Genomic DNA, 19,310 nt, shown 5'->3' on the forward strand with positions numbered 1-19,310 from the left:
GAGGAGCTATATTCAGTGTGGTCTTCTTACAGGGATTTGTAAGGTGGTTTAGAATAGATATTTCAGTATTTAAAGTGTAACAGTGAAAGATAAAACAAGAGAATAGTCAAGTGAACAAGGTTTTGCATGTTGAACGACCTATAATTGTGCTACTGGCTAGGTTCGACAGAGCAGAATGCTACAAGAAAACTATTTCTGGTAGACGCAAAAGAGGAGCTGGACAAGATGTCCAACTCTCTTAGGTACGCTTTGTAAAATAGATGCTTTCCACACGATTTGACAAAGAGCCCAAATAGTTCACGTGCTTTTCTTTACCCAACATACTCATCAACCAACGCAACAACTTCTTCCATTGTGTCGCATTCAGTTAATGCCTTGTCGGCAAGTTCTTTCATTTTGTTTGTGTCTAGGCGTTTCATTAAACTACGCGTTTTCAAGATAGATGTTGCACTCATTGAAAATTCGTCAAGTCCCATACCTACAAGAAGTGGTACAGCCGTTTGATCTCCCGCCATTTCTCCACACATACCAGCCCATTTGCCTTCTTTGTGTGCTGCATCAATTACATTTTTAATCAAACGCAAGATAGAAGGATTGTATGGTTGATACAAGTAAGAAACTTGCTCATTCATACGGTCTGCTGCCATTGTGTATTGAATCAAGTCATTTGTTCCGATTGAGAAGAAGTCCACTTCTTTTGCAAAACGGTCAGCAATCATTGCTGCTGCTGGGATTTCAATCATGATCCCCACTTGAATATCATCACTTACTGCAACACCTTCTGCTTTCAAATTCGCTTTTTCTTCCTCAAAGACTGCTTTTGCTTTACGGAATTCGTTAAGCAAGGCAACCATTGGGAACATAATGCGAAGTTTGCCGTGAACAGACGCACGAAGTAATGCACGAAGCTGCGTGCGGAACATTTGATTTCCTTCTTCAGAAATAGAAATACGCAACGCACGGTAACCTAAGAATGGGTTCATTTCATGTGGAAGATCAAAATAAGGAAGTTCCTTATCTCCACCAATATCCATTGTACGAACCACAACAGGTTTGCCGTTCATTCCTTCTAATACCGCTTTGTAAGCCTCGTATTGTTCGTCTTCTGTTGGGAAGTCGTTGCTTTCCATGTAAAGAAACTCTGTACGATAAAGCCCGACAGCCTCCCCGCCATTGTCTACAACACCTGCAACATCTTTAGGTGTGCCAATGTTCGCTGCAAGCTCAAAGTGTTTCCCGTCAGCCGTAACAGTTTCAGCGTTTTTCAATAATGCCCATTCAGCTTTTTGAGCCGTATAAGCATCTCCTGCCGCTTTAAATTCTTCAATTTGGCTATCTGTTGGGTTGATAATCGCATCTCCCGTAATACCGTTCGCTGCGATAATGTCGCCTTCTTTTACCAAATCTGTTACATTGTTTGTTCCAACAATCGCTGGAATTTCAAGAGAACGAGCCATAATTGCAGAGTGGCTAGTACGTCCTCCGATATTGGTAATAAATGCTTTAACAAAGTTGCGGTCAAGTTGAGCTGTATCACTTGGTGTCAAGTCATGTGCTACTACGACAACTTCTTCGTTAATCATTGCAGGGTTTGGTAATTTCACACCTAAAAGGTGACTCATTACACGTTTTGTCACGTCGCGAATATCCGCTGCACGTTCCTGCATATACGCATTATCGTCCATTCCCTCGAAAATAGAAATAAACATATCTGTAACCTCTTTTAAAGCTGACTCGGCATTTACCTTGTTCGCTTCGATAGAGTCTTTAATTTGACCAGTCATTTCTGGGTCAGCAAGTACCATTAAATGTGCATCAAATACTTGTGCTTCTTCTTCGCCTAGGCTTTGTGCTGCTTTGTTACGGATAGCCTGAAGCTCGCTTGTAGATGCAGCTAGTGCATCATCCAAGCGAGCTTTTTCAGCCTCCGTATCCTCAACGGAAACTTTCTCAAAAGAAAGATCTGGTTGAACAAGCAGATAAGCTTTAGCGACCGCAACACCGTCTGATGCAGCAATTCCCTTAAGCATTTCTGTCATTCTTACGCCAATCCTTCCTTCGTCATTGTTTCTTCAATAGCAGCGATAGCATCAGCTTCATCCGCACCATCAGCAGTGATTGTTACATCAGCGCCTTGACCAACACCAAGACTCATTACGCCCATGATTGATTTCAAGTTTACTGATTTTCCTTTGTAGTCAAGTGTTACATCAGAATTGAATTTTGATGCTGTTTGTACCAACAAAGTTGCTGGACGTGCGTGGATACCTGTTTCTGCCACAATGTGGAATTCTTTTGAAGTTGCCATTTAACTCGTGCTCCTTTGAATGTAAAAGTTTTTATGTTAGGGTTTTCATTTAACATATACTACCTCAATTGATAGCTAGAAAAAAATTACCCTTTCAAATGAAAATGATAACAGAAAACGGAAATTTGTTCAACTCATTTTATCTAATATCTTGAAAACAAAATATTTTTTGTACTTTTTTTCCATTTTCTGTCCATTTTTCTTCATATCTCAATTTTTCTACGCATTTTTAAATCATAAAAAATCAAATGTTATTTTTCTCTTTTCTTCGATAAATCACATCGCCACCGATTTTAGCTGTTCCAATGACTTGCTCTTGCTTATCACTTTCAAACAATACTTCACGAAAGTTCATAAAATCTTCTTTTTTGATGTAAATTTCTTCGATTTCACCGTTTAATAAATCTTCCAAGTCTTTTCTTTGGTTGTTCGTCATGACCTTTTATCCTTCTTAGTCAATTTCCTCTAAAATTTCTTCCAACTCATTCAAACGTTGTTCAAATACTTTAAATGCTTCAACCAAGTAATCTTTCCTCGTCATGTCTACTCCTGCACGTTTCATCACTTCGATTGGATAGTCACTACTTCCTGCTTTTAAGTAATCAAGATATTGATTCAATTCTTTTTCTGTACCATGAACAATTTTTTGGCTTAACGCACTTGCTGCAGCGAAACCTGTAGAATATTGGAACACGTAGTAATTGTAATAGAAATGTGGAATCCTTGCCCATTCTAATGCAATTTGAGCGTCTTTCGTTAAATGTTCGCCATAATAACGTGCATTTAAGTCGCCGTAATATTCGTTTAGCATATCGCTTGTTAATGGATTGCCTGCGGCATCTTGCGTGTGAATGAAATGTTCAAACTCTGCAAATTGCGTTTGACGGAAAACCGTTCCCTTAAATCCGTCCAAATAATGATTTAAAATATACGCTCGCACTTTTGGATCTTTCTCCGTTGCCAACAAATGCTCGGTCAAAATATTTTCATTGGTCGTACTAGCAATTTCCGCAAGAAAAATCGAATAGTCTCCGTAAATAAACGGCTGATTGTTGCGTGTGAAATAGCTATGGATAGAGTGACCCATTTCATGCACTAATGTGTAGAGTTGATCAAGGCTATCATGCCAATTCATCAAAATATACGGTGACATATCATATGACCCGCCAGAATATGCTCCGCTACGTTTTCCTTGATTTTCCACTACATCAATCCAACGATCATCAAATGCCTCTTTGACGTGAGACAAATATTCTTCACCTAGTGGTGCAAGTGCGAGAAGTGCTTTTTCTTTAGCTTGCTCATAAGTATATTTTAATGAATCGTCCTCAATCAATGGAGTGTATAAATCATACGTGTGCAATTCTTCAACTTTCATCGCTTTTTTACGCAGAGCAACATAACGATGTAAAAGTGGCAAATGCTCGTTTACAACCTCTACAAGAGTGTCATACACGCTCTCTGGCACATGATTTTGACTCAGAGCTTTTTCACGTGCAGAAGAATAATGGCGAATTTTTGCTTGCGTGTTATCTCCTTTGACGTTAAAGCTAAGCGTTGAAGCAAGCGTATGTTGGAATTGGTCGTACACTTGATACATTCCTTCAAATGCAGATTTTCGTACTTCACGATTCCTAGATTCTAATAATTGACCAAATACACCATGTGACAGCTGAACATCTTCGCCCTCATCGTTTTTGACTACTGGAAATTGTAAATCTGCATTGTTCAAAATAGAAAATGTTTCGCCCGCACCAGAGAAAATTTCCGCAACTCCAGCAAGCAAGCCCTCTTGTTCAGCTGGCAAAATATGTTCACGTTTTCCTGTAATTTGCTCAATAAAATGCTTGTAAAATGCAAGTTCTTCATTTTCTGCAAAAAAATCTTGCAACACTTCATCTGGAATACTTAAAATTTCTGGCTCAAACCAAGCAAGACTTTCTTGAGCGTTTGCAAAAATACTGCCTGCTCGTGAGCTCATGCTTTGATACTTGCTATTTGTTGTATCCTCATCACTTTTCATTGAAGCGTAACAATAGAGTGTCTCTAACTTGCGATTGACCACTTCCATGTGATGAATCGCTAAAACAAGTGCATCTGCACCTTTTTCAAGTGTTCCTTGGAAAGTAGCCGATTGCTCGATTAATTTCGTCAACTCTTCAAAAGCCTTCTCCCACTCTTCATCCGTTGCAAAAACTTTGGTTAAATCCCACGTGTCTTTGACTGCTACTTCCTCACGTTTTGGTAATTTTTTAATTTCTGACATCTTTTCCCTCTTTTCTTTTCATAGATACCTCTATAACAGGAGTTTTTAGAGGTGCCCTTATTTTATCATAAATTTCTTGGAATGTTGCTTTTGTATAGTGGAAAATTTTGCCATTGATAGTCATAAGGAATTACTTGTGTCGTCTTGTGTTTTTGAAGTTGATAGCTGTTTTTCTTCTCTACAAGACAATTTAACGCTCTTAAAGAATGGATTTCTTCGACTATAAAATCCGTGAGAATATCCGTTTTTTTCACTTGTGGCAAATCATAGCATTCCAACTCTTGTAAAAGCAAGTATTCAAGGCATTCTTTTAGCGTTGCTCCTTGTGCTAATTTTTGATAGAGAAAGAATTTCCACTTTATTACTTCTTCCTTGCAAGCAAGTGGTGTCGTTAGCGGAAAATAGTAGTATTTCGGCAATTTTAAAATGTGCAACCCTTGCATATACAAAAAAGTTTGCAGCGTAAGGCTTTCTTTATTTTTGTTGTTTAACTCTTTGTATCGCTTTTGATGAAGTTTACTGGCTAACTCATGCTGATCCATTTGGTAACAAAATTCGTGCGTTTCAAATGCTGAAAGCGACAATATTTCTTCTAAATTTCCTTTGAAAAAAGGATATTCCGCCGTTTGATAATGCAACTCTCCATTTTGCAATTCCACGAGATGATAATGCAAATACAATTTTTGCTCTTTTAGTGAAACTCGCCACAAATAAAACCCTAACCGATTAGAATAACTCAAAAACGCACGCAAAAGTGGTGAAAGATTATTTTTTAAAGGAAATTTTTCATCTAATAGCCAAAACACTTGATAATGCTTTGCCAAATAATTTTCCGTTCGCTCAATCAAGCGGTCTAACGACAATCTGGAGCATTGAATTTCTAAGCAAATTCGCTCATGAAGCAAGCAATCTGGTCGCTGTTGTAACTCAGGTAAATACATTTCAAGTTGTGCGTTCTTTCCCCATTGATAAAAAACACGCTTTAAATTCAAATGTTCTTCGCTCTCTGGCTCACTAAATGCGGCACAATCATGTTTAGCTAAATGAGCAAAATGAGCCGTTTTCACTTTCCCCACCTTTAAGCGAACAGGCGACAAACAACTCGGGCAAAGCCAAAATTCTTCCCTTTTTTCAAGCAATTCTTCTCGCGTAAAATCACAGACATTTAAATATTCTTCTTTTTTATTTTTGGCAATCAACATTTTTCCCTCTCCAATCTAGTGCTAATATGGACACCTCTAAAAATACGCAAAAAAATAGAGATGTTGTGAAAAAATCTCTATTTTTTTCTTTTATTCACCAATTAAGTCACGATTTTTATATCCTACAAAGCCAATTGCTACGCAGATGAGAGAGAAAATCAGTAAGTACAAAGGATTGGCGTTCATTTTATCAATCGGCAATCTTGGGGTGTAACTGAAGATGTCTAGTTTTTCCATGATTTTTGGCAGATTGACCAATTTTCCAAAATAGCTGATGAAAAAACTATAAGCGACCATTCCCCAAATAATTGCCGTAAACCTTGGGAAAAAGCCTTGTAATAGCGTTAAAACACCGATGAATAAATAAATCGCAGGCAACCAAACAAACCCTGCTTTAGCAATTTCAATCCATTCAATCGGCTGTTTCATTACCGACAATTGTGCCAGCCATAAACCAAGTGTGGCAACAAATTGCCCGAGCGTTGCACAAATGATTGAGAGACAAAAATGCGTAAAATACAATTTTCTTCGACTAATCCGCATAGCATAAATTTGTTCAAGATGATTTCTTTTTTCCTCCGTTGTCAACTTCATCATACTCCCAAGAGCAAAACATGCAGAGAGCAGAGCTAAAATCATAAACAACGTTGCCATAAATTGTTCTTGAATGGAGTATTTCGGATTTTGGAGAAACATTTGTTTCATAATTGGACTTGTGTCTAAAAATTTATCCATATCACCAAAAATGGATCCATACGTTGCTCCACCTAGAAAAATACCAAAAACCCAAGAAATAATATACGTTTTTTGTAAACGAAAAATCAACCCGTCAACACCGAGCAAACTCTTTTTCGCATAGGCACGCCCAATTCTCTCAGGCAAAAATCCTGCATTCATATCCCGTCGTGTCTCTAGCTGAAAAGCAAACACTAACATCAAAAATGAAAAACATAAAGTCCAAAAAAGTGGGAGAACATCATTTTTCACATAGACACTCGTCAAATAACTCCATGAAAGTGGATTGAAATAACTAAGTGAAACTTCTTTCATATCTGTTGCCATACGCAAAATGTAAAGCACACCAATGACAGCAATACTCAATCCTTTCGCACTTCCGCTCGTTTTGGCTAACTGCGAGCAAAACAAAGCAATCGTTGCCCACAAAAATCCTTGTCCTGCTAAGGCAAAGGCAAATACTAGATTACTTGTAAAATCTGTAAAACCACTCACTTGTTGTACTTGTATCAAACAAGCAATAGAAATTCCAACCAATAAGTGAAAAAGCAACATTTCAGCCAACACTGCAACCGTATTGGCAAGGCGACCGACTGAAAACGAGCGAATAAGCTCCAACATTCCGTCGTCCTCCTCTTTTCTTGTGCGAGTAATCACGTGTAAAATTGCAACAATCGCAAAAATAATTGCAGTAAACAGTAACATTTCTTGGGCATACATGGCACCGATTGAAAACTGCTCCGCACTCCTTGCCCCACTCGTGCCACAAAGAGCAATCATGGCAGGATTTTGCAACGTTTCATACATACCCGCTAGACCTACTGGATTTTTGCCATAAATATCATACATAGGGGCAACAAACCCTGCTGCAAAGCTCACAAATGCAAGATACCAAATCAATAATTTGAGCCAATCTCGCTTGAATAAGTGACGGAGCATTTTCGATGTTTGAGTAAAATTACGTTTCATTTGCTCACTTCCCTTCATAATGTCGCATAAAGAGTTCTTCTAGCGTTGGTGGATTGCTTTCTAGTTTGAGAACTCCATAAGGGAGCAATGTTTGAAGAATTTCGTTCACTTTGTCGCTATCTGCTTGGAATGTCGCTTTATTTTCGTTTATCGTCAAATCATGCACACCTTCCACTTCTCTTAACGCAACAGGTGAAGTATTGGTCTCAACGCTATACTCAAAGCGGGTTAAGTGACGCAATTCTTCCATAGTTCCTTCTTCAATCACCACTCCTTGACGAATAATTGCCACCCGATCACAAAGTCGCTCTACCTCGCTTAAAATATGGCTAGAGAGTAAAATAGATTTCCCTTGAGCTTTGATTTTTGCCACTTCTTCTTGGAAAACCGCCTCCATTAATGGATCCAAACCACTCGTTGGCTCATCAAAAATATACAAATCCGCCTCACTTGCAAGCGAGGCAATCAAGGCAATTTTTTGCCGATTCCCTTTTGAATAACTGCGGGCTTTTTTCTTAGGGTCAAGTTCAAATTTTTGAATTAATTCATCTCGTTTTTCTTTATTTTTCGTGCCTTGCAAACTCATAAACAAATCAATAATCTCGCCACCACTCAAATTTCCCCAAAGATTGACGTCTCCCGGAACGTAGGCAATGCGTTTGTGAATTTCAATCGCCTCTTTCCAGACATCTTTACCAAAAATTTTCGCCACGCCACTGTCCGCTTTTAAAATCCCGAGTAGAACACGAATCGTTGTAGACTTTCCCGCACCGTTTGGCCCGATAAAACCTAACACTTCGCCACTTTTCACTTCTAGCGAAACATCTTTTAACGCTTGAGTTTTGCCAAAAGACTTGCTCAAGTGCTTTATTTCAAGCATTTTCATAGCTAATACCTCTATTCTCTTTACTACAATTCATAATATATCCCTTTTACAAATGAAAAGCAAATATTATGAACCATTTTTCTTGAAATAGTTCATAACTTGTCTTAAACTAATAAATATAGGAAAATACAACCTTACAAAAAAGGAGGTTTTATCATGAACGGTTTTGAACGAAGAAAACTAAAAAAAATGCAACAAATTGAGCAAACTGTTTTGACACTTTTAAACAGTAAGCCATTTTCTGATATTTCCATGCAGGAAATTGCCAATCTTGCAAATGTGAGTAAAGTAACTTTGTTTAATTACTACGAAAATAAGGAAAAACTTTTGAACACGACCATTCTTAATGTTTTTACTAGTTTATATGAAAAATATGAAGAATTGCTTGATAGCAACAAAAGTTTTGAAGAAACATATAAAGGAATACTCAAAATAAAACTAGGTATGATTCAAACATTTACTTCTACCTTTCTGGAAAATTCGATGAGACTTTATGCTAATGAGCCTTCTTTTTTTGACAATGATGCTCAAAAACGTCTGGATGAGTTAACCTTGCGACTTTTTGAAAAAGGACGTAAAGAAGGAAAAATCAATGCTGACTATGATGATACGCTACTACTCATGCTCCTGCATATTTTTTCAGAAGGAATGAAAAGCCCTCAATTGCAAGAAAAAGAGCTCATGCAATACAGTGAACAACTGTTACAAATTTTGATGAATGGTTTGCGATAAATAAGGAAATATTCGCACTTTCTAGTAATATGAAAAAATATTACATAAATTCTTTGCAGAGAATGAAATTTTACGTTATTCTTATAAGACAAAGAAAAAATTAGGAAGAAGGAATTACTTTTGAAAATGAAAAATTCAGTATTATTTGCTATTTTTATCTCTTTTCCATTATTGACAACAATATTGGTGCAACTTGTGGTTTTGCATTTGTTTGGTTTACAAGCAAAATCTCTCCATATAGAAATTGTTTTTCTTCTTCTCTTTAAAATTTTTTCATTCATTGTAGGAAAAACACTTCCGATTTTAATCAGAAAACCCACCTTTTTTACGCATTTTTTTTTCATTTAATGAAAAGTTTCTGGGCGTTGTTTTTAGCAGGAACACTCTTGCCAAATATTTATTTGACACCTGTTACAATAGTTTTAGCCTCTAGCGTTTTCACTGTTATCGAAATGGGATTGGAGTTCTATTTTAGAGATGAGGAAAATGAGGCGTGAACTGGGATAAAATTCAAAATCTAGCCTAAATACAATAAGATAAAAAATAGAAAAATCGCATGAAATCAACATTTGAGAAAATGAAATTTCTGCGATTTTTCTATTTTGCTAGTTTTTCCCAGCCTATTCAGTATTACAAACTCTCTAAAACTTTTTCAATATGGCGGATAGATTTTTCTTTTCCTAGAAGTTCAATTGTATCTGGAAGTTCAGGACCATGCATTTCTCCACTTACTGCTATACGAATTGGCATAAAGAGATTTTTCCCTTTGACACCTGTTTCTTTTTGCACCGCTTTGATTTGCGGGAAAATATTGTCACGCACAAATTCTTCTTCACTCAAGTTTTCCAAATTTTTCTTGAAAGCCTCAAGTACCACAGGAACAGTTTCCCCTGCTAAGACTTCTTTTGCCTCATCACTTACAGTTGGTTGTTCAGTATAGAACAAATCTGTCAAGGCAATAATTTCTTCACCATAACTCATTTGTGGCTGATACAATTCCACCAATCGTTTTGCGTGATGAAGTTCTGTCGCACTTGCATTTTCACTCAATCGGTTTGCTGCCACCAAGAACGGACGGCACAATTCAAATACTGTATCCAAATCACTCGCTTTGATGTATTGGTTGTTAATCCATTCCAATTTCTTTTGGTCAAATGCCGCAGGTGATTTTGATAAACGTGCAGGATCAAAAAGCTCAATCAATTCTTTCTGAGAGAAAATTTCTTGCTCTCCGCCGGGATTCCAACCAAGTAGAGCGATAAAGTTGAAAATTGCCTCTGGAAGATACCCTTTGTCACGATATTGCTCAATAAATTGCAAGGCTTGCTCATTACGTTTCGACAATTTTTTGCCCGTAGTAGAGTCGATAATCAATGTCATATGTGCAAATTCTGGTGCTTCCCAGCCAAATGCTTCATAAATCATCAACTGTTTTGGCGTGTTCGCAATATGATCGTCACCACGAACAACATGAGTAATTTTCATCAAATGGTCATCTACCACAACGGCAAAGTTGTACGTTGGATAGCCGTCTTGTTTTTGGATCACCCAATCACCGCCAACATTGCCACCTTCAAACGTAATTTCTCCTTTGACCATGTCGTTCCATTTGTAAATATTTTTTTCTTGCACGTGCAAACGAACCACAGGTTTCAAGCCTTTTTCTTCACAACTCGCTTGATGTGCTTTGATTTCTTCATCACTCATGCCAGCATATTCATAAATATATTTTGGCGTTTCTCCATTTTCTTCTTGACGAACACGTTCTGCTTCAAGTTCTTCTTTCGTCTTATAAGACTTATAGGCAAGCCCTTTATCCAACAACTCTTGCACAAGTGGTTGATAAATAGCCAAACGTTCACTTTGACGATATGGTCCCACATCTGCTGGCTTTTGAGCTGACTCATCCCAGTCCAATCCAAGCCAAGTCAAGTTGCGAATTTGACTTTCTTCTCCGTCCTCAATATGACGTTCTCTATCTGTATCTTCAATACGAATAATAAACTCGCCACCAAAATGTCTTGCATAAAGATAATTGAAAAGTGCCGTTCTCGCATTTCCAATGTGTAATTTTCCTGTCGGACTTGGTGCATAACGCACGCGGATTTTGTTTTTCATTTTTTTGTCTTCTTTCTTTGCTAATCTACCCGAAGGCAACATTCATTATTATATACTCAAATAAACATCTAAGCAATTAAGGAGCGAAAATAACTCAAAAAAAAAACACCTACCCCAAAAAAATAATTTTAGAGTAGATGTCCTCCCCCCCAACACTCATTTTCTTTGAATTTGCTCATAAAAAAGCAAAGTCTGGACTTCATTTGTCAAATCAATGTATTGCACCGTTACGTCAGCGGGGACTTTTACACGGTCAGGGGCGAAACTTAGGATTGCTTTGACATTGCCTTCTACTATTTTCTCAACGGCATCTTGAGCGAACTGGCTTGGAACGGTTGAGATTGCTAGCATGATATTTTGTTCCTTAACAATTTCTGGAAAATCTGCAATGTCAAATACTTCAACACCTGAAATTTTTTGCCCAATTACTTCGGGATTGCTATCAAATGCACAAATGATTTGCAAATTGTCATTTCTTCTGAAATTATTGTTCAACAATGCACGACCTAAATTTCCACAGCCAACGAGAGCAATTTTTTCCTCGGTTTCGATATTTAAAAAACTGCCGAATACCTCGATTAACTTGTTCACTTCATAACCAAAACCACTTCGTCCAAGTTCACCAATATACGAAAAATCTCTGCGAATAGTCGCACTTGGTACTTGGGTTACCTCGCTAAACGTATGCGATTGAATCCGCTCAATCCCTTCAGATTGTAACATTTTTAAATAGCGAAGATAAAGCGGAAATCGTTTTGCTGTCGCTTTTGGAATTTTCTTTTCTTCTGTTGTATTCACGGTTTTCCCCTTCTAGCTAGACTCTGATATTCTTTTCACAGATTCATTGTACTATGTGAGGCGATGAATTTCAATGGAATCGAAAAATTCCTTTATTTTTTTTACAATTTGCACAAAAATGCTAGACTTCTCCTGTTGTTTTAATATCTAAAATCTCAAAAGTTTCATTTGCAAATAGATCTTTTAAGATTGCAACTTCGCCATTCGTTTGAATTTCTGCAATGACGCTTCCGTCTTCTTTTGGGTTCACCAAAAGTGTTTGAATGTTGATTTCTTTAGAGGCAATCAACTCTACTACTTTTGCCAGACTTCCCGGATGGTCTTCTTCTTTTGAAAATTTAAGAATTACTCTTGCACCCAATTCGCCGTATCCTGCAACATGTAAAAATGCGTCAAAAATATCTTTATCCGTGATAATCCCAACAACTTGCTCCCCTTCTACAACTGGTAGAACGCCGATATTTTTGCTACGCATCATAAATACGCCGTCCTCAAGTGTTGCATCAGGTGAGATTGTTTCAACTTTGTGAATCATCACGTCACGCACGATTGTTTTATTCAATAAATAATTCATCTCATAAACAGAAAGGCTTGTCGCTTTAGAAGGACTTGCTTCCTTCATCGTCCCTTCTGTAATCAGTCCAACCAATTTGCCATTGTCGATAACTGGCAAGCGATGAACATTTTTTTCTTCCATAAGCGTTGCTGCTTTGGAAATTTTTGTATCGCTCGTCACTGAGAATACTTCTTTGGTCATAAAATCTTTAATCGCCATAATCATTTTGCCTTTCTTTTAAAGTACCTCTAACTTTTATCCTCCGAGATACGCTTTTTTTACTTCTTCGCTTGCAAGCAATTCCGCTCCTGTACCAGATAATACGATGTTTCCCGTTTCTAGCACATACCCACGGTCAGCAATGGATAATGCTTTGTTTGCGTTTTGCTCAATCAACAAAACAGTCGTTCCTTGTGAACGAATCGCCTCGATAATGTTGAAAATTTCTTGAATGAAAATCGGTGCCAATCCCATTGAAGGCTCATCTAAGAGTAATAATTTCGGTTTGCTCATTAATGCACGACCCATTGCTAGCATTTGCTGTTCTCCACCAGAAAGTGTAGCAGCATCTTGATTGGAACGTTCTTTCAAAATTGGAAACCGTTGAAACACTTCTTCCAAACTCTCTGATTTTTCTTTTCTATCCTTTCGCAAAAAAGCACCCATTTCTAAATTTTCCATAACGGTCAAACCAGAAAATACATGACGCCCTTCTGGTACTTGTGAAAGTCCTTGTGCTACAATTTTCGTTGCATTTAATTTTGTGATGTCTTTATCTAAAAAACGAATACTCCCACTTGATGAAGGAATTAGCCCAGAAATTGTTCGTAAAATCGTTGTTTTTCCTGCACCATTTGCTCCAATGAGTGAAATAATTTCCCCCTCGTTTACCTCAAAGGAAATGTCACGCACTGCTTGGATAACGCCATAATGCACGCTTAAATTTTCTACTTTTAACATTACGCCTCTCCTCCCAAATATGCTTCGATTACTCTTTCGTTGCTCTTAATCTCCTCAGGTGTACCATGTGCAATAATTTTCCCATATTCTAGCACATAAATACGTTCTGTCACTTCCATTACTAAGCTCATATCATGTTCAATCAACAATATCGTAATTTGAAATTTTTCTTGAATTTCACGAATTAATTTCGTCAGCCGAGCTGTTTCTTGTGGATTCATTCCTGCTGCAGGTTCGTCTAAAAATAACACTTTCGGATTCGTTGCCAACGCACGAACGATTTCCAAACAACGTTGGTCACCGTATGGTAAATTTTTCGCAAGCAAATCTACTTTGTCTTCCATATGGAAAATTTTCAGTAAATCTACTACTTTTTGTTTCATTTCCTCTTCTTTTTTGTAAAATGTCGGCGTACGAAGTAAAGAAGAAAACAAACTTTCTTTTTCTTTTGATGTCATAGCAATCAATACATTGTCCATAACGGTTAAATCTTTGAACAATCGAATGTTTTGAAATGTGCGTGAAAGTCCTAAATCTGCTATTTTATAAGGTTTCATGCCGTTGATTTTCTTACCTTCTAACGCAATTTCGCCCTCGCTTGCCTCATAAACACCAGTCAAAAGATTGAACAATGTCGTTTTACCTGCACCATTTGGGCCAATTAAACCGACCAATTCATTTTGAGAAAGAGATAAATTCACATCACTTACAGCAGCCAAGCCACCGAAATTTTTTGTCAAATTGGTTACCTCAAGTAAGCTCATGCTTTTTTCTCCTCCTTTTTAGTGAAAATTTTCGACAAGGAAAGCTCTTTATTGCCTAAAAGTCCACTAGGTTTCAAAATCATCACAAGGATAATCGCAAGTGAATAAATAATCATTCGCAAATCACTAAAATCTTGCAAGAAATTATTCAGCAAACCTAACGTAACTGCTGCTACAATCGTTCCTGTCATTGACCCCATTCCACCAAAGACGACAATGATTAAAATATCAATAGATTTCATAAATGAAAAATCTTTTGGTGTAACAGTTTGAATAAGTCCTGCTTGTAAACTTCCTGCGATACTTGCTGTAATCGCACCGAAAACAAATGCAAGCACTTTGAATTTTGTTGTATTTACCCCCATACTCTCCGCTGCAATTTCGTCTTCACGAACAGAAAGAATCGCTCGTCCCGTTTTAGAACGGAGCATATTCATCGTGAAAATAGTCGTTACCACCATTAAAATAAAGACCATTTGCCAGCTTGTAAAAGGTGGAATACCAAAAAGTCCTGCTGGACCATTGGTAATATCTTTTAAATTGATAATCATAATTCGGATAATCTCAGATACACCAAGGGTTGCGATTGCTAAATAATCCCCTCTAAGACGCAAAGTAGGATACCCTACGACAAATGCCACGATACCAGAGAGAACCATTCCAACAAGTACCGAGAGAAAAAATCCTGCATATGTTGGAATACTTGTTCCGATAATTGCTCCGCTATAAGCTCCAATTGCCATAAATCCAGCGTGACCAAGTGAAAATTGCCCTGAAAAACCGATAATCAAGTTCAAGCCGACTGCTAGAATAATGTTAATCCCAATTTGGCAAAGCGTTGTCGCAACAAAAGGATTGATGACACCAACGATTTCTAAAGCTGAAAGCACGCCAAAAAGAAGCAATAGCAAGGCAAGCCAGAGTATATTTGATTTTAAATTTTTCTTCATTCTTCTTACCTATACCTTTTCTTTCAGATTTTTTCCTAAAATTCCTGCTGGGCGAATGAGTAAGATGATAATCAAAATACCATAAACCGCCGCATCACGAAAACTTGAAAAGCCGATTGCACTTGTGAATGTTTCCAACAAGCCAATAACAAATCCTCCAAGAGCCGCTCCCGGAATAATACCTACACCACCAAGAACCGCCGCAACAAAGGCTTTTAGCCCCGGAGTGACACCCATTAGTGGGTCAATTGAATTGTAGTACAATCCGATTAATACACCTGCGGCACCTGCTAAAGCAGAACCTAGTGCAAATGTAAAACTAATCGTATGATTGACGTTAATTCCCATCAATTGAGCCGCATCACTATCTACTGATACTGCACGCATTGCTTTTCCCATTTTTGTCTTTTTGATAATAAATTGCAAAGCAAGCATCAAGAAAATGGAAACAAATAAAATCAATAACTGAATATTGGATACTTGAATGGAACCAAATTCATAATTCACTTCTTTAAATACTGGATTGCTCAAATCTTGAAATCCACGGTTGTTTGAGCCTAAAAAATAAATCATAACATTTTCTACTAAAAAAGAAACGCCAATCGCTGTAATCAATGCAGCAATTCTAGTCGATTTTCTCAGCGGACGATACGCAAAAAATTCTATAATTACGCCAAGTATTGCAGTAAAAACCATAGAGAGAATCAATGCAACAAAAATATTTAGGTGTAGATGATTGACAAAGAAATACCCTAAAAATGCACCTACCATGAAAATATCTCCATGTGCAAAATTGATGAGCTTAATAATGCCATAAACCATCGTATATCCTAATGAAAGCAACGCATAAATGCCCCCTAAGATTAAACCATTGACTAATTGTTGTAGCCAATCCATCATATCACTTCTTTCTCTTTAACTATTTCTCTAAAAAATTTTGCTCTCAAAGAAATCAGAGAGGCTGGAAAAATTCAGCTCTCTCTGGTAATTTTGAATGTACTTCATCGTAAGTTAAGGATTTACGATTTCCGCACTATTTTCTTTTCCATCTTTCAAACCAACGATTACTGCTGATTTTTCAGGATTGTGGTTTTTGTCGATAGAAATTTTCCCTGTGACACCTTCAAAATCTTTCAACTCTGCCAAGCCTTTTGCCACATCAACAGAAGTTTTTGCCTCTGTTTTTTCAATTGCTTGTTTCACCATGTAAACTGCGTCATATCCTAACGCTGCAAACTGAGAAGCTTCTTCATTGTATTTTTCTTTATATGCTTTTAAGAATGTATCTACTTTGTCATTTGCTGCTGCTTTGCTTGAGAAGTGAGCAGTGAAGAACACATTGTTCGTATTTTCATTTCCAGCAATTTCTGCTAAAGCAGGGTCACCAAATCCGTCAGGACCTAAAATAGCTGTATCAATGCCCATACTTCTTGCTTGTTTGATGATTAAACCAGCCTCAGCATAGTAACCTGGAATAACTAAAACATCAAATTTCTTACTCTTGATAGAAGTTAATTGAGCATTAAAATCTTTGTCGCCCGCTTGATATTTTTCACTTACAACCACTTCGCCTTTGTATTCTTTGTTAAAGGCTTCTGTAATTCCTGCTGCATAGTCGCTTGAATTGTCGTAGAAAACAGCCGCTTTTTTCGATTGCAATGTGTCATTGGCATATTTCGCCAAAATTGTTCCTTGGAAACTATCTTGGAAACATGAACGGAAAATATCCTCATTCACTTTTCCATTTGCAACAGTCAAGTTGTCATCTGTTCCAGACGGTGTAACAAGAGGAACACTTGCTTTTGTTACATTTGGAATAGACGCTTTTACCGCACCACTCGTTGCAGGTCCAATAATTGCTACGACTTTTGAGTTGACCGTTAAGTTAGAGGAAACACTTGCTGCCTCATCAGTTGTTGATTTGTTGTCTTTTACCACCAATTTGATTTTTTTGCCATCAATTCCGCCGTCTTTATTAATTTCGTCAACGGCAAGCTCAATGGCATTTTTTTCTGCATTTCCGTAGGCTGCTACGGCACCAGAAAGTTCTTCGTTCACACCGATAAGGATTTCTTTGTCAATCTTATTTCCCTTACTCTCACCACCAGGGGCTGCAGAACATCCTGCTAATACTGCGACAGACGCAAAAACTGTAAATACTGTTGCTAATTTCTTCATTTGAAATTCTCCTTTTCTAGCTATGAGGGGCAGGAGTTTGGTCGATGTTCTCAATGCCACCTGAAACTCTGTTTCAGGCAAGTAAATGGCACGGTTCACTACGACAAACTCCAGCTCGCCCCTCACCGCTTTCCTTTAAATTATAATTTTGCTATGAGTTGCTCTTTTTTCTTAGAACTTCGCCATAATTTTCTTCACTTGATATAATATAGCATATCGCAAATAAAAAGTAAAGTAAATTTTCTAAAAATTATTTTAACTCCGAAAAGCCAAAATCCTAACATAAAAAGCCAAGACTTATTTTACATAAAAACTCTCAATAATGCAATCACAAAAACACCAGTTATGACAGTTTTCATCAAATCTTTTGTCCGAATGGCGATGAAAAGTGCAGGGAAAAAGGCTATACATTCCAATAATTTAAAGGTTGGAACCCCTCCCGTTCGCTCTTGTAGCAAGCATTGGAGCAAGAGAGCAGAAATAATCGTAATCGGCAAAAATTTTAATAATTTCGCAACTATTTTCGGTAATTTAAAATATTTGGTAAATACAAAAGGAGTTATTCTTGGAATCCAAGTCACCAATGCTGAAACCAAAATTGCTACGAAAACATAATTAGATACGCTCATCTATACACACTCCTATCACACATCCAAGGATGCTTGCTAAAATAACTGCCAAATAAACCGACACAACTGACAATAGTAAAAACAGGGAAATCCAAACACTTGCAATGATAAGAACATATTTTTTCCATTCTTTAATTTGTGAGAAAAATTGCAAAACAAATAAACCAATAAACATCCCGATTAAAGCATAATCTAAGCCAAATTGCTTGGGACTTGGAAATAACTTTCCTGCGAACACACCAAGAACGGAGCAGGTCATCCATGAAAAATAACTTGCCACATTCAGTCCATTCATCCACGAAATGCTCACTCCGACTCCTTTTGCCCGCTGAAGCATTAGCACACCATAACTTTCATCTGTCAGCAAACTTCCGATTCCCACAGCTTGAAAAAGCGTAAGGTGGGAAAACGAAGAACTCGCTGAAAATCCCATCATCAAATGCCTCAAATTTACCATAAAAATCGTCACTGCAATCGCTGAAATTGGTGCTTGAAGTGCAATCATGGAACATAGAATGAATTGCCCACTTCCTGCATAGAGCAATAGGCTCATTAAAAGCATTTCCATTGGCGAAAGCGAAATACTGCTTGCCACTACCCCGAGTGAAAACGCAATGCCTGCATAGCCAAGCATGGTAGGCATTGCCGCATGAACACCATCAACAAATGTAAGCTCTTTTCCTTTGTGCATACGCACCACCTCCTAAAAATGTATAGGCAAATTCATTTGTTCTTCTCCAAATACTCAGCCCACACCTCATCAAATAAACTCATACTCGGCAAATATCCCTCTAACTCAAGATAGGAAGAAACTTCCTCATATTCCTCTGAATGCTTTGGAAATGAAATATCCTTATCCACCAAATTCGCAAGCACGCTCGCTGTCGTATGCCCTTTGGGATTGCGTTCACTCATGAGATAATGATAAAAACTTCTACCCATGGTTTTCCTCCTTTGTCTAGCTATGAGGAGCAGGAGTTGGGCAACTGTTCACAACATCGCTCGAAACTACGTTTCGATGCTAGTCTTTCAAGAATCTTAGATTCTTAGAAAGACTGTATGCGAAACGAAGTGTAGCAGTAAATGAACGATGTGGCTCACTGTCGCAAACTCCTAAACGCTCCTCTCCGCTTTTCTTTGTCTAGCTACGAGGGGCAGGAGTTGGGTCGTTGTTCGCAATGCTACTTGAAACTTCGTTTCAAGCAAGTAAATAGCATGGCTCACTACGACAAACTCCTGAACGCCCCTCTTTGCTTTTC

The 19,310-nt window shown here is 37.7% G+C and carries 19 protein-coding genes; 1 reads left to right on the forward strand and 18 read right to left on the reverse strand.

Annotated features, from left to right (window positions below; genetic code table 11):
* Positions 1 to 311: 311 nt before the first annotated feature.
* The 7 genes from ptsP to B5D30_RS07415 all read right to left on the reverse strand — a co-directional run bounded on the left by ptsP (position 312) and on the right by B5D30_RS07415 (position 8,366).
* Positions 312 to 2,039, reverse strand: a complete 1,728-nt coding sequence (gene ptsP / locus B5D30_RS07385) for a phosphoenolpyruvate--protein phosphotransferase (protein ID WP_078807425.1) — start codon at positions 2,037 to 2,039, stop codon at positions 312 to 314.
* A 2-nt stretch (positions 2,040 to 2,041) separates the two neighbouring features.
* Entirely contained in the window at positions 2,042 to 2,308 is a 267-nt protein-coding gene (locus B5D30_RS07390; protein ID WP_078807426.1) for a phosphocarrier protein HPr, read from the reverse strand.
* A gap of 244 nt (positions 2,309 to 2,552) precedes the next feature.
* Complete coding sequence (locus B5D30_RS07395; protein WP_078807427.1) at positions 2,553 to 2,744, reverse strand: hypothetical protein; 192 nt, start codon at positions 2,742 to 2,744, stop codon at positions 2,553 to 2,555.
* Between the two features lie 15 nt (positions 2,745 to 2,759).
* The gene (pepF, locus tag B5D30_RS07400) at positions 2,760 to 4,574 is read right to left on the reverse strand and encodes an oligoendopeptidase F (protein WP_078807428.1); all 1,815 of its coding nucleotides are present in this window, start codon (positions 4,572 to 4,574) and stop codon (positions 2,760 to 2,762) included.
* A 65-nt stretch (positions 4,575 to 4,639) separates the two neighbouring features.
* The gene (locus B5D30_RS07405; RefSeq protein ID WP_078807429.1) at positions 4,640 to 5,776 is read right to left on the reverse strand and encodes a competence protein CoiA; all 1,137 of its coding nucleotides are present in this window, start codon (positions 5,774 to 5,776) and stop codon (positions 4,640 to 4,642) included.
* A gap of 90 nt (positions 5,777 to 5,866) precedes the next feature.
* Entirely contained in the window at positions 5,867 to 7,480 is a 1,614-nt protein-coding gene (locus B5D30_RS07410) for an ABC transporter permease (protein ID WP_078807430.1), read from the reverse strand.
* A 4-nt stretch (positions 7,481 to 7,484) separates the two neighbouring features.
* The gene (locus B5D30_RS07415) at positions 7,485 to 8,366 is read right to left on the reverse strand and encodes an ABC transporter ATP-binding protein (protein WP_078807431.1); all 882 of its coding nucleotides are present in this window, start codon (positions 8,364 to 8,366) and stop codon (positions 7,485 to 7,487) included.
* 156 nt (positions 8,367 to 8,522) lie between these two features.
* Here B5D30_RS07415 and B5D30_RS07420 point away from each other — a divergent pair, with 156 nt between their 5' ends.
* Complete coding sequence (locus B5D30_RS07420) at positions 8,523 to 9,098, forward strand: TetR/AcrR family transcriptional regulator (protein WP_078807432.1); 576 nt, start codon at positions 8,523 to 8,525, stop codon at positions 9,096 to 9,098.
* Positions 9,099 to 9,728: 630 nt separating this feature from the next.
* Here B5D30_RS07420 and gltX read toward each other — a convergent pair.
* From gltX to B5D30_RS07480, 11 genes are all read right to left on the reverse strand, one after another.
* Entirely contained in the window at positions 9,729 to 11,216 is a 1,488-nt protein-coding gene (gltX, locus tag B5D30_RS07430; RefSeq protein WP_078807434.1) for a glutamate--tRNA ligase, read from the reverse strand.
* A 156-nt stretch (positions 11,217 to 11,372) separates the two neighbouring features.
* Positions 11,373 to 12,014, reverse strand: coding sequence for a redox-sensing transcriptional repressor Rex (locus B5D30_RS07435; protein ID WP_078807435.1), 642 nt, complete (start codon positions 12,012 to 12,014; stop codon positions 11,373 to 11,375).
* Positions 12,015 to 12,135: 121 nt separating this feature from the next.
* Positions 12,136 to 12,789: a CBS domain-containing protein gene (locus tag B5D30_RS07440; RefSeq protein ID WP_078807480.1), complete on the reverse strand. Its 654-nt coding sequence runs from the start codon at positions 12,787 to 12,789 to the stop codon at positions 12,136 to 12,138.
* A 36-nt stretch (positions 12,790 to 12,825) separates the two neighbouring features.
* Positions 12,826 to 13,530: an ABC transporter ATP-binding protein gene (locus B5D30_RS07445; protein ID WP_078807436.1), complete on the reverse strand. Its 705-nt coding sequence runs from the start codon at positions 13,528 to 13,530 to the stop codon at positions 12,826 to 12,828.
* The gene (locus B5D30_RS07450; protein ID WP_078807437.1) at positions 13,530 to 14,294 is read right to left on the reverse strand and encodes an ABC transporter ATP-binding protein; all 765 of its coding nucleotides are present in this window, start codon (positions 14,292 to 14,294) and stop codon (positions 13,530 to 13,532) included. Before B5D30_RS07450 ends, B5D30_RS07445 begins: the two co-directional genes overlap by 1 nt.
* Complete coding sequence (locus B5D30_RS07455) at positions 14,291 to 15,244, reverse strand: branched-chain amino acid ABC transporter permease (protein ID WP_078807438.1); 954 nt, start codon at positions 15,242 to 15,244, stop codon at positions 14,291 to 14,293. The genes B5D30_RS07450 and B5D30_RS07455 overlap by 4 nt, the downstream gene beginning before the upstream one ends.
* A 9-nt stretch (positions 15,245 to 15,253) precedes the next feature.
* Positions 15,254 to 16,144 carry a branched-chain amino acid ABC transporter permease gene (locus tag B5D30_RS07460; protein ID WP_078807439.1) on the reverse strand — a complete coding sequence of 297 codons (891 nt, stop codon included), beginning with the start codon at positions 16,142 to 16,144 and terminating at the stop codon, positions 15,254 to 15,256.
* Between the two features lie 111 nt (positions 16,145 to 16,255).
* Positions 16,256 to 17,422, reverse strand: coding sequence for an ABC transporter substrate-binding protein (locus tag B5D30_RS07465; RefSeq protein WP_078807440.1), 1,167 nt, complete (start codon positions 17,420 to 17,422; stop codon positions 16,256 to 16,258).
* A gap of 302 nt (positions 17,423 to 17,724) precedes the next feature.
* Positions 17,725 to 18,051 (reverse strand): AzlD domain-containing protein, encoded by a 327-nt coding sequence (locus B5D30_RS07470; protein WP_078807441.1) that lies wholly within the window; start codon positions 18,049 to 18,051, stop codon positions 17,725 to 17,727.
* The gene (locus B5D30_RS07475; protein ID WP_078807442.1) at positions 18,038 to 18,742 is read right to left on the reverse strand and encodes an AzlC family ABC transporter permease; all 705 of its coding nucleotides are present in this window, start codon (positions 18,740 to 18,742) and stop codon (positions 18,038 to 18,040) included. Before B5D30_RS07475 ends, B5D30_RS07470 begins: the two co-directional genes overlap by 14 nt.
* Before the next feature lie 32 nt (positions 18,743 to 18,774).
* Positions 18,775 to 18,993, reverse strand: coding sequence for a YozE family protein (locus B5D30_RS07480; protein ID WP_078807443.1), 219 nt, complete (start codon positions 18,991 to 18,993; stop codon positions 18,775 to 18,777).
* Positions 18,994 to 19,310: the final 317 nt, after the last annotated feature.

Origin of the sequence: Pilibacter termitis, assembly GCF_900167335.1 — a bacterium.
Lineage (GTDB): Bacteria > Bacillota > Bacilli > Lactobacillales > Streptococcaceae > Pilibacter > Pilibacter termitis.

Excerpts from the sequence above, each read along its gene's own strand:
- ptsP (WP_078807425.1), bottom strand. The coding sequence starts at position 2,039 with ATGACAGAAATGCTTAAGGGAATTGCTGCATCAGACGGTGTTGCGGTC.
- B5D30_RS07390 (WP_078807426.1), bottom strand. The coding sequence starts at position 2,308 with ATGGCAACTTCAAAAGAATTCCACATTGTGGCAGAAACAGGTATCCAC.
- B5D30_RS07395 (WP_078807427.1), bottom strand. The coding sequence starts at position 2,744 with ATGACGAACAACCAAAGAAAAGACTTGGAAGATTTATTAAACGGTGAA.
- pepF (WP_078807428.1), bottom strand. The coding sequence starts at position 4,574 with ATGTCAGAAATTAAAAAATTACCAAAACGTGAGGAAGTAGCAGTCAAA.
- B5D30_RS07405 (WP_078807429.1), bottom strand. The coding sequence starts at position 5,776 with ATGTTGATTGCCAAAAATAAAAAAGAAGAATATTTAAATGTCTGTGAT.
- B5D30_RS07410 (WP_078807430.1), bottom strand. The coding sequence starts at position 7,480 with ATGAAACGTAATTTTACTCAAACATCGAAAATGCTCCGTCACTTATTC.
- B5D30_RS07415 (WP_078807431.1), bottom strand. The coding sequence starts at position 8,366 with ATGAAAATGCTTGAAATAAAGCACTTGAGCAAGTCTTTTGGCAAAACT.
- B5D30_RS07420 (WP_078807432.1), top strand. The coding sequence starts at position 8,523 with ATGAACGGTTTTGAACGAAGAAAACTAAAAAAAATGCAACAAATTGAG.
- gltX (WP_078807434.1), bottom strand. The coding sequence starts at position 11,216 with ATGAAAAACAAAATCCGCGTGCGTTATGCACCAAGTCCGACAGGAAAA.
- B5D30_RS07440 (WP_078807480.1), bottom strand. The coding sequence starts at position 12,789 with ATGGCGATTAAAGATTTTATGACCAAAGAAGTATTCTCAGTGACGAGC.
- B5D30_RS07445 (WP_078807436.1), bottom strand. The coding sequence starts at position 13,530 with ATGTTAAAAGTAGAAAATTTAAGCGTGCATTATGGCGTTATCCAAGCA.
- B5D30_RS07450 (WP_078807437.1), bottom strand. The coding sequence starts at position 14,294 with ATGAGCTTACTTGAGGTAACCAATTTGACAAAAAATTTCGGTGGCTTG.
- B5D30_RS07455 (WP_078807438.1), bottom strand. The coding sequence starts at position 15,244 with ATGAAGAAAAATTTAAAATCAAATATACTCTGGCTTGCCTTGCTATTG.
- B5D30_RS07460 (WP_078807439.1), bottom strand. The coding sequence starts at position 16,144 with ATGATGGATTGGCTACAACAATTAGTCAATGGTTTAATCTTAGGGGGC.
- B5D30_RS07465 (WP_078807440.1), bottom strand. The coding sequence starts at position 17,422 with ATGAAGAAATTAGCAACAGTATTTACAGTTTTTGCGTCTGTCGCAGTA.
- B5D30_RS07470 (WP_078807441.1), bottom strand. The coding sequence starts at position 18,051 with ATGAGCGTATCTAATTATGTTTTCGTAGCAATTTTGGTTTCAGCATTG.
- B5D30_RS07475 (WP_078807442.1), bottom strand. The coding sequence starts at position 18,742 with ATGCACAAAGGAAAAGAGCTTACATTTGTTGATGGTGTTCATGCGGCA.
- B5D30_RS07480 (WP_078807443.1), bottom strand. The coding sequence starts at position 18,993 with ATGGGTAGAAGTTTTTATCATTATCTCATGAGTGAACGCAATCCCAAA.